This is a genomic window from Streptomyces sp. G-G2, from assembly GCF_030063135.1.
Taxonomy (GTDB): Bacteria; Actinomycetota; Actinomycetes; order Streptomycetales; family Streptomycetaceae; genus Streptomyces.
Window position 1 is genome coordinate 1 of sequence record NZ_JASISO010000057.1, and the last position, 9011, is coordinate 9011.

General features: G+C 70.8%; 7 protein-coding genes. 3 read left to right on the top strand and 4 right to left on the bottom strand.

The genetic code is table 11. From position 1 onward, the window contains the following. Nucleotides 1-156: 156 nt before the first annotated feature. From QMF80_RS32675 to QMF80_RS32685, 3 genes are all read right to left on the bottom strand, one after another. Nucleotides 157-360 carry a hypothetical protein gene (locus tag QMF80_RS32675; RefSeq protein ID WP_283460016.1) on the bottom strand — a complete coding sequence of 68 codons (204 nt, stop codon included), beginning with the start codon at nucleotides 358-360 and terminating at the stop codon, nucleotides 157-159. Between the two features lie 106 nt (nucleotides 361-466). Further along, the gene (locus QMF80_RS32680) at nucleotides 467-2386 is read right to left on the bottom strand and encodes a DUF8823 domain-containing protein (protein WP_502962970.1); all 1920 of its coding nucleotides are present in this window, start codon (nucleotides 2384-2386) and stop codon (nucleotides 467-469) included. Between the two features lie 121 nt (nucleotides 2387-2507). Beyond that, a complete protein-coding gene (locus tag QMF80_RS32685) occupies nucleotides 2508-4319 on the bottom strand; it encodes a D-alanyl-D-alanine carboxypeptidase (RefSeq protein WP_283460019.1) in 1812 nt (603 codons plus the stop codon). 897 nt (nucleotides 4320-5216) lie between these two features. Between QMF80_RS32685 and QMF80_RS32690 the strand changes: the two genes are divergently transcribed. The 3 genes from QMF80_RS32690 (at nucleotide 5217) to QMF80_RS32700 (ending at nucleotide 7560) form a co-directional block, all read left to right on the top strand. Then, nucleotides 5217-5963 (top strand): GOLPH3/VPS74 family protein, encoded by a 747-nt coding sequence (locus QMF80_RS32690; protein WP_283460021.1) that lies wholly within the window; start codon nucleotides 5217-5219, stop codon nucleotides 5961-5963. Between the two features lie 279 nt (nucleotides 5964-6242). Beyond that, entirely contained in the window at nucleotides 6243-7127 is an 885-nt protein-coding gene (locus QMF80_RS32695; protein WP_283460023.1) for a helix-turn-helix domain-containing protein, read from the top strand. Nucleotides 7128-7347: 220 nt separating this feature from the next. After that, a complete protein-coding gene (locus QMF80_RS32700; RefSeq protein WP_283460025.1) occupies nucleotides 7348-7560 on the top strand; it encodes a DUF397 domain-containing protein in 213 nt (70 codons plus the stop codon). A 229-nt stretch (nucleotides 7561-7789) separates the two neighbouring features. Here the strand turns inward: QMF80_RS32700 and QMF80_RS32705 are convergent, their stop codons facing one another. Further along, nucleotides 7790-8665, bottom strand: coding sequence for a hypothetical protein (locus QMF80_RS32705; RefSeq protein ID WP_283460027.1), 876 nt, complete (start codon nucleotides 8663-8665; stop codon nucleotides 7790-7792). Nucleotides 8666-9011: the final 346 nt, after the last annotated feature.

Consider the following 9011-nt stretch of genomic DNA (forward strand, 5'->3'; position numbering starts at 1 on the left):
CTTCAACTCGTCATCGATCCGGGCATAGAGTGCTGTTGCGAGGGTGTTCACGTCGTTCTTCACACATCGACACTGGACGCCCTCGTGCCATGTCCGCAGGCCATCCCTTGGACTCATTCATCTAGAGCCGAGCCCGTCGGAGCCAGTCGGAGCCGGTCAGCTGAGACCCCTGCTGCGCTCGCCGATGCGGTCACCCTGAGGGGTTCCCGCCCGCTTCAGCTCCGCCTTCGTGTGGGCCCCGCCCTTCACCTTGCTCCGCGGTTCACCGTCGAACACGTGGGCCCGGCCCCTCGGGGTCTGGGGCGACTCCAGGGCCTTGGCGACCGCCGTACGGAAATCCTGCTTCTGCTCTTTGCTCATCCCGCCGTCAACTCCCTCGGGAACCACCCAATCGGACCTATGGGGATCGTATGCAGATATGAGGATGAACGCACCCGGACGGGGAGGAGAAGTTCCCACGTTCTCCTTACGGACCCTCCGGCGTCCCCACCGCGTCCCGGACCAGCTCCTCCGGACAGGGCGTCCCGCGCGGCAGCTGGTACTTCGCCGCCACCTGGTACTCCCCCGCCGCCGGAACCAGCAGCTCCGTCCATACGTCGCCCAGCCCGTCGGGCTCCGCCTTGAACAGGCAGCCCGCCGTGTTCGCGTACTCCTTCGGCTCCTTCGCGGCCCCCTTGGGCACCGCCGCGCCGCGGGCCTTGGAGGCTGCCGTCTCCTGCGGCGGCTCCACCGCCTTGCCCTCGGCGTCTACCAGGCCCAGCCACGGCGAGTGCGGAATCCGGACCAGCACCCGGCCCGGCTGCCGTACATCGACCACCCACTGGTCCGCGCCCGCGCGAACCACGGTCGCGGGCCCGGAGACCAGCTCGGTGGGCCGGTCGACCTTGAAGAGCTGCCAGTTCACGTCGCCCCACACCTGCTGGAGGTACGGCAGGCCCTCGCGGACCAGTTTCGCCTCGGACTCGCCGCCGGAGTCGGGTTTGTCGGCGGGCAGCACCACGTAGTGCACGGCCCAGCGCTGGAGCCAGGCCCAGTAGCTCCCGGCCGTGAGCGTGTCGTCGTAGAAGATCGGGTTGCGTTCGAGGTCGGCCTGCCGGTTCCAGCCGCGCGCGAGGTTCACGTACGAGGGGAACGCCGAGGATTCGCGGTGGCTGCTGGCCGGGACCACCTCGACCCGGCCGCGGTCGGCGCCCGCCTTCTGCAGCTGGTCGATCAGCGGGGCCAGCTCGCGGTTCCAGGCGGCCACGGGGGTGGTGCGCACGATGTCGGTGACGCTGTTGGTGGTGATCCAGGCGGTCACTCCGGCGATGGCGACCAGCAGCGCGTACCAGCGGCGCGAGCGCGGCAGCGCGTGCGGCAGGGCCGCGACCAGGACGGCTCCGGCGAACAGCATCGCGAGGCGGGTGACGTTCGAGCCGACCTGGGAATCGATGGCCCAGGTCAGGAAGACGCCGAAGGCGTAGACGCCGGCGGCGATCCGGACGGTCTTCCACCGCTTCGGTACGAGGACGGCGATCAGCACCCCGAACAGGAACGGCAGCCAGGCCGAGCCCAGTCCCATCGGCTGCGTGCCGGAGAAGGGGAACAGCCACGCGGACAGTGCCACCACGGCCACCGGAGGCAGGCCGATCGCGTACGCCCCCGGGCGCCGCCCGCTCAGGAACAGCGCGGCCGCGGTCACCCCGAGGAAGAGCCCGGCCACCGGGCTCGAAGCGGTGGCCAGCGCGGCCAGCACGGCGGCGGCGGCCGCTTTGGCCCAGCGCCGCTCGGCCCATTTGCGGGGCCAGCAGAAGGCCGCGGCGACCGCGCCGAGCGCGAACATCACGCCGAGCCCGAAGGTCACCCGGCCGGACAGGGCGTTGCAGAGCAGTCCGTAGACCCCGGCGAGCGCGGGCCACAGGGGCGCGCGGACGGCGCCCCGGCAGCGGGTCAGGATCAGGGCGAGCAGGGCGGCGGAAACGGTCCCGGCGATCATCATCGTCGTACGGACGCCGAGGAGGCTCATGAGGTATGGCGAGACGACGCTGTAGGACACCGGGTGCATCCCGCCGTACCAGGCGAGGTTGTACGCGGAGTCCGGGTGGCGGCCGACGAACTCGGCCCAGGCGTCCTGGGCGGCGAGGTCGCCGCCGCTGTTGGCGAAGCTGAAGAACCAGGCGACGTGGAGGACGGCGGCGACGGCCGTCGTCACGGCGACGGGGTGGCGGTGGCCGAAGCCGAGCGCGGCCCGGAGGCGGCCCCGGAGCCGGGACCCGGCGCCGTCTCGAAGGGGGCCGGAGCCCGAGCCGGGGTCCGGGCCGGGGTCCTGGGCCGGTGGTATCCCGGCTTCCGCGTCTCCGGACCCGTCGGCGTTGCTCTGTTCCTGGCCCCGCTCAGCGGTGGTCACTGCCGTACTCCCCAACATCCGTCCCGGTCCCAAGACGCGACCCGGCGCCCCGGGGTTGCCCGGGGCGCCGGGGTTGCCCGGGGCGCCGCGATCCCTGTGCCCGTCGCCCTCGTGGGCCGGGTCAGCCGACGCGCGTCAGCTTGCTGCCGAAGCCCGGCGCGACCAGCTCGCGCTGGAGCGCGACCGGCACCTTGACCTGGCTCGCGCCCTCGCCGACGGTCAGCATGCCGACCTGGGTGCCCGCCTTCGCCGTCTGCGGGATCTTCGTACCGCCTTCACCCAGCTTGACGGCAACCGTGAGCGCCGACCACCCGACCGCCTGCACGTCGGCGGTGGCGACGACCGGGGTCCGGCCGCCGAGGCCGTCGTCGACGTAGCCGACGACATCGCCCTTCTTCACGACGGTCGCGCCCTGGAGGGCCTTCTGCGTGCTGAGCATCAGCTGCTTGCTCGCCGCGACCACCGTGTCGATGATGGGCGGCTTGTGCTGTCCGAGGACGGCGCCGACGATCAGCTGATTGGTGCCGCCGACCTTCTTCTGCGCGGCGAAGAGGAGGTTTCCGCCCGCCTTCGTCGTCGTACCGGTCTTGATGCCGAGCGAGTTGTCGAGCGGGACCAGGCGGTTCCAATTGGTCCACGTCTTGCCCGACGGGTCGACCCAGCTGGGCTTGCGCGTGATGTCGAGCAGGGCGTCCATTTCGACGATCTTGAGGCCCAGCTTGACCTGGTCCTCGGCGGTGCTGACCGTGGTCGCGTCCAGACCCGAGGGGTCCGTGTACGTCGTGTTGGTCATGCCGAGTTCCTTGGCGGTGGCGTTCATCTTCGCGACGAACGCCTCCTGGCTGCCGGAGTCCCAGCGGGCGAGGAGCCGGGCGATGTTGTTGGCCGACGGGATCATGAGGGCGGCGATCGCGTCGTACTCCGAGATCTTCTCGCCCTCCTTGACCGTGTCGAGGGTGGACTCGTTGTCCGTGGAGTTGTTCTTCTTGCCCTCGGTCTCGGCCGTCTTGTCGATGTCGATCAGCTGGCCCTTTTCCCCCTTCTTGAAGGGGTGGTCGCGCAGGATGATGTACGCCGTCATCGACTTGGTGACGCTCGCGATCGGTACGGGCTTCATCTCGCCGAACGAGCCGAGCGTGCCGAGGCCCGCGGCGGCCATGTACGCCTGGCCCTCGCTGGGCCAGGGGAGCGCGGGCGCATCGCCCTCGAAGGTGTACGAGGTCTTCGCCGTCATCGTCAGCGTCGGGGCCGGCAGCGGGCGGACCAGCTGCGCGATGCCGAGGACGACCGCCAGCAGCGCGAGCAGCGGGGCGTAGATCTTGACCCGGCGCACGGTGGTGCGCATCGGGCTGGGCGGCGGGGGCGGGTTGTTGGTCAGCTCGGCGAGCAGGTCGAGCGGGGGGCGGGGCGGCAGGGGCTGCGTGGTGGTGCGTTCGCTGCCGGTGAGGGGCTGGGGGGTGCGCTTCGGCTCCGCCGGGGGCTGGAGCTTGGGCTGAGCCTTGGGCTGAGCCTTGGGCTGAGCCTTCGGCTCGGCCTTGGGCTGGCCCTCGCCGCGCAGCGGCACGAAGGTACTGGCCCCGGAGGCGGCGCCCTTGGCCGGTCCCGCCTCGGCGGCGTCCGGGCGCACGGCCCGGAACACGGCCGTACGTTCGTTGTCGGCCGGGGCCGGAGCCTTGTCGGCGGCCTTGTCGGCGGCCTTGTCCGGGGTGCGCTTCACCCACGCGGGGCTGGAGTCCGTGCCCGCCGATCCGGCGGTGTCCCCCGTGGCGCCCTTGCTGTCCGCAGGGGCCTCCGCGTCCGGGCGGACGGCCCGGAACACGGCCGTACGCTCACTGTCCGCCGACGCCGAAGACTTGCCCCCGCCATCGGGCTTGGCGGAACCCTCGCGCTTCGCGGCGGGCGCGGAATCCTTCCGCTCCGCGGCGGGCGACACGTCGGACCCCTCGCGCTTCGCAGCCGGGGCCGGAGTCGCGTCCTCCCCGTCGGCCGTCGGAGCGGCGTCCGGGCGGCCCGTGCGGAAGGTGGCCGTACGGGCGTCGGTCGGCGGGGTCGGGGGCTTCGGCCCGTCCAGGGGTGCCGAGCGACGGGGGTCCGCGGCAGAAGCGGAATCAGATGCCTCGGCGGATTTCGGCTGAGCCGAGGCGGTGCCGGAGCGGGGGCCGCGGCGGAACGCCTCGAATGCGGAGGGCTCTTCGGGAGTGGCAGCGGAATCCTCGCGTACCGCCCGGAACACCGCCGTACGCTCGCTATCCGGGGATTTCGGCGATGAAGCGGAAGTCTTCTCTGGTGCCGGATCGGCATCCTTGACCGGCTTCGGCGACGTCGACGGCTCCGGCGTCGACTCCGGCGCCGCATCCTCGGCCGATGCTCCGGAATCAGAAACGGAATCCGGATCGGGCTCCGGATCGGAATCCGGGTCCGGGTCCGGGGACTCCGATGGGCCCGCCTCGGGATCGGTTTCGTCCGCCGTCGCGACCCACGCCGCAACCGCGGCGCGCAACGGGTCGTCCTCCCCCTGGGGAGCGGCCTCCGGATCCCGGGGACGGAACACCGACTGGCGAGGGTCGGATTCCGCCGCCCCGGGCGCACCCGCGCCTTGCTTTACCGACTTGTCGGGGGACTCGCCCGCCACCAGTTCCTCCTCGATCGCTGTCCGGCCGTCGTCCGCACCGGTGTCCGAACCGTCTAACAGTGTCCCGTCTCGGGGGCATCGCCCCCGTGCTAGACGAGTACGACATACTTGCCGGTTCCCCCACAAAGCGACCAGGCACTCTCGACAGATGAATGTGAGAGGGGTCACCCTGTCACTCATCCACGCGGGGAGGCATGGATGGGCAGGAGCCGCAGAACAATTCCGGAGGAGCTTCTACTGCTCGCCTTGGACCCGACAACGGGAACCACGGCGCAGCCGCAGTCGCTCGACCTCGGCCTGGCCGGGGCACAGCTAGTGGAGCTGGCTCTGGCAGGACGGATAGCCCCAGACGGGGATCGTATCGCCGTGGTGATGCCACGGCCGACAGGAGATCCGACCCTGGACTCCGCACTGGAACTGCTGCGCCGTCGCGGCAGCCCGGTTCGGGCAGTCCACTGGATCGGCGGACCCCGACTGGGGCTCCGCCAGATTTACCTCGCTCACCTGGAGCGTTGCGGCATGGTGCATGCCGTCGCGGGCCAGATGTGCGGGGTGCTGCCGACGACTCGCTACCAGGCGACCGACACGGCAATCAGCCGGGAGATCCGTGCCCGGCTGGACACTGCGATCCGTACCGGTGTACCGCCGGACCCACGGACCGCGGCGCTCGCCGCCCTGGCCCACGCGGTCGGACTCGGCAAGCACCTGTACCCCGGCAATGAGGGGCGTTCGTCCAGGTCCCGCCTGCGGGACCTGATTCGGCACGACCCGATGGGCGGCCTCGTGGCGCACGCCGTGATGGACGTTCAGAACGGTGTGGCCGCACAGCCGCGCCGCGACCGCGTTCCGGCACCGGCTTCGCCGCCGTCCGCCCGCGCGACGGCTACCAGCGTTCCGCTGCAGCCGCGCCGTACGGGCGCGATGGCCCGCGCCGCCGCACATTGATCCACCGCACACCGATCCACCGCTCGATCGCGTCACCGATACACCCCACCGCCGCAACCGGGTCCCCCCAGGACCCGGTTCGGAACACACCGCCTGCGCGCGGGGTGGCGAGGCCGGTCCGACCGGCCCCGCCGCCCCGCGCGTCTGCTTTTCCCCCTCACCGGGGAATCGTTCCCGCCCGTTCCCCAGCGGCGCCGCGTCCTTCGATGGCAGTCTGCTCATCATCAGACACGCAGAGAGACAGTAAGCAAACAGCAAGCAAGCGGAGGTGCCGTAACCGTGGCGTCCAATGTCAACCCCACCGTCCGACGCCGCCGATTGGGCATGGAGCTGCGCAAGCTCCGCGAGGACAAGGGCATGACCGCCGAGCAGGTCGCTGAACGCCTGCTCGTATCCCAGTCGAAGATCAGCCGTCTCGAGAACGGCCGCCGCTCCATCAGCCAGCGCGACGTCCGCGACCTGTGCGAGGTCTACGAGGTCGAGGACCGCCGACTCGTCGACTCCCTGATGCAGATGGCCAAGGACTCCCGCCAGCAGGGCTGGTGGCACGCCTTCGGCGACATCCCGTACAGCGTCTACATCGGCCTGGAGACGGACGCGGCCAGCCTGCGGACGTACGAGCCCCAGGTGGTCCCGGGCCTGCTCCAGACCCCGGAGTACGCCCAGTCGCTGATCCGCGGCGCACTGCCGGAGACCGCGCCCGCCGACATCGAGAAGCGCGTACAGGTGCGGATGCACCGCCAGAAGCGGCTCTCGGAGACCGACAACAGCAACCCCGACGTGGGCCCGCTGCGCCTGTGGGCGGTCATCGACGAGGCGGCGCTGCGCCGTCGGGTGGGCGACGGGCAGCTGATGATCCGGCAGCTTGAGTACTTGATAGAGCAGTCGGAACAGCCGTACGTCACGGTCCAGGTGATGCCCTTCTCGATGGGCGCGCACCCCGGCGTGAACGGCCAGTACGCCATTCTGGAATTCCCGGACGCCTCCGACTCCACCGTGGTCTACATCGAGGGCGTCACGAGCGATCTGTACCTGGAGAAGGCCAACGACGTTCAGAAGTACAGCGTGATGTACGAGCACCTGCGCGCCCAGGCCCTGAATGCGGACCAGACGCGGGAGTTCATCTCCGAAATCATCGACGACCACGCGGGCAAGCGCCGCTAGCGGACGGCCTGCGGTAAAAGTGGAGCAAACCGGGCAGGTGGCGCTGGGCGCCGGTACGGTACACCGTCACCGCCCGGCCACGGAAGACCTGGCCTGAATATGCCATCCGGACGGGTGAATGGCCTCTTCACCCGTCGGGCGGTGCCGGTAGCGTCGATCACGTCAGCCAGGGAATGGGTTGACGCCAATTCGGAGCAACTCGCTGAACCGGGAGAAAAACATGGCTATTCGACTGGGCGCCACGGATAACTGGACGAAGTCCTCCTACTCCGGTGGCAACGGTGCGTGCGTCGAGGTCAAGTCCCCCGTCACCGAGGCCATCGCGGTCCGCGACTCGAAGGTGCAGGACGGTCCGTCCATCGCCTTCGCGCCGGGATCCTGGACCTCCTTCGTCACCGAGGTCAACGAAGGTCGGCTGGGACACCTCGTCTGAACATCACGACGCACCTCCCATCCGACCCGACCATCCCATCCGTACGTGTCGTACCAACGGCACCACACGCACCACATGCACCACATGCACTCCCCGCAGCACTGACTGGAGCCCTCTCGACTGGCCCGCCGTCCTGGCCGAGGGGGCTCGGCCATGCCCCGGCCGGGACGGCCCCGACGGCCCGGACGGCCGGGACCCCGACGGACCCGCCCCCGACGGCCCCGGCCGCTCAGCGCAGCTGGTCGACGTAACGGTCCGTCCCGGGCACGGTCGGGATGAAGGGGGCGACCAGTTCCACCCGGCCCCCCTGCCCCGCCTCCGCGACCAGGGCGTCCAGCCCCTGGAAGCGGTCCCAGCAGGTGCGCGGGTCCTCCTCCAGGAACCACAGCAGGGTCAGCCGGGTGTCGACCCCCTCGACCTGCTTGACGTACGTCATCCGGTCGCCCGGCAGCGGGGTCGGCCGGAAGACCGTCACCATCGCGGCCGGTGAGCCGTGCAACCGCTGCGGCAGGTGCCGCGCGCGCAGCCACTCCAGCAGTTCCGCGCGCCGCTCGGGCCCGTCCGCGTCGATGACCTGGACCACGAGCCCGGCGTAGGGGTGGTCCATCGCGTGATAGTCCCGGGGACCGGCCGCCCCGTCGCGGTAGACGGTCGCCACGTGGTCCTGGAAGGCCGTGAAGACGTGCGTACGGTCCTGGTAGACGCGGCCGTCCCGGTTGAGCCGCTTGTTGATGCCCACGGTCCACTTCATGTGCTCGTCGTAGCGGCCCTCGGTCACCCAGTACGTCGAGATGTAGCACCCGGCGGTGACCGGCTGGGTGACGGCCGACTTCTCCGGGTAGCGCAGTTCCCGCAGTTCACGGGTGGCGACCCAGCGGCGGCCCGCGAACATCCACGGCATGGCCATGGCCCCGGCGTAGTAGTGGTCGTCCTCGTACCAGCGGTTGTAGGCGAACTCGTGGCCCGGGTGCGGTTCGACCATGGTGATGAGCGCGTGCCCGGGGTGGACTCCGTACGGGCCGACGGCCGCCAGGGCCGCGTAGTCGTCGACGCGGCGGTCACCGTCGCCCTGCCGCCCGGGGGCGTGCTGCTCTTCTTTCGTCATGGGAACGGTCTAGCTGATGCCGTGTCAGATGGGGAGGGGTGTGCGGGGCTCCGCTGCGTCCGCCACCTGACCCACGGCCGGATGGCAGGCGCGCCTCCCCTCGCTGAGGGCTGTCGTTCACGCCCCCCACCCCGGCGGCCACCACCGAAGACCTCCACCGCCCCTCCTGGGCCCTGGCCCCCTGCAACCTCTCCCCTGGCCGGGGCCCGGGGAGCGCCTTCAGCCCCGCCGGCGTTTGAGGCGCCTCCCCCTGGCCGGGACCCAGGGCGCCCCCTTCAGCCTCGCCGGCGGTTGAGGCGCCCCCGGAGGGCATGACCGGATCAGCCGGGGTCCGGGCCGGGCCAGT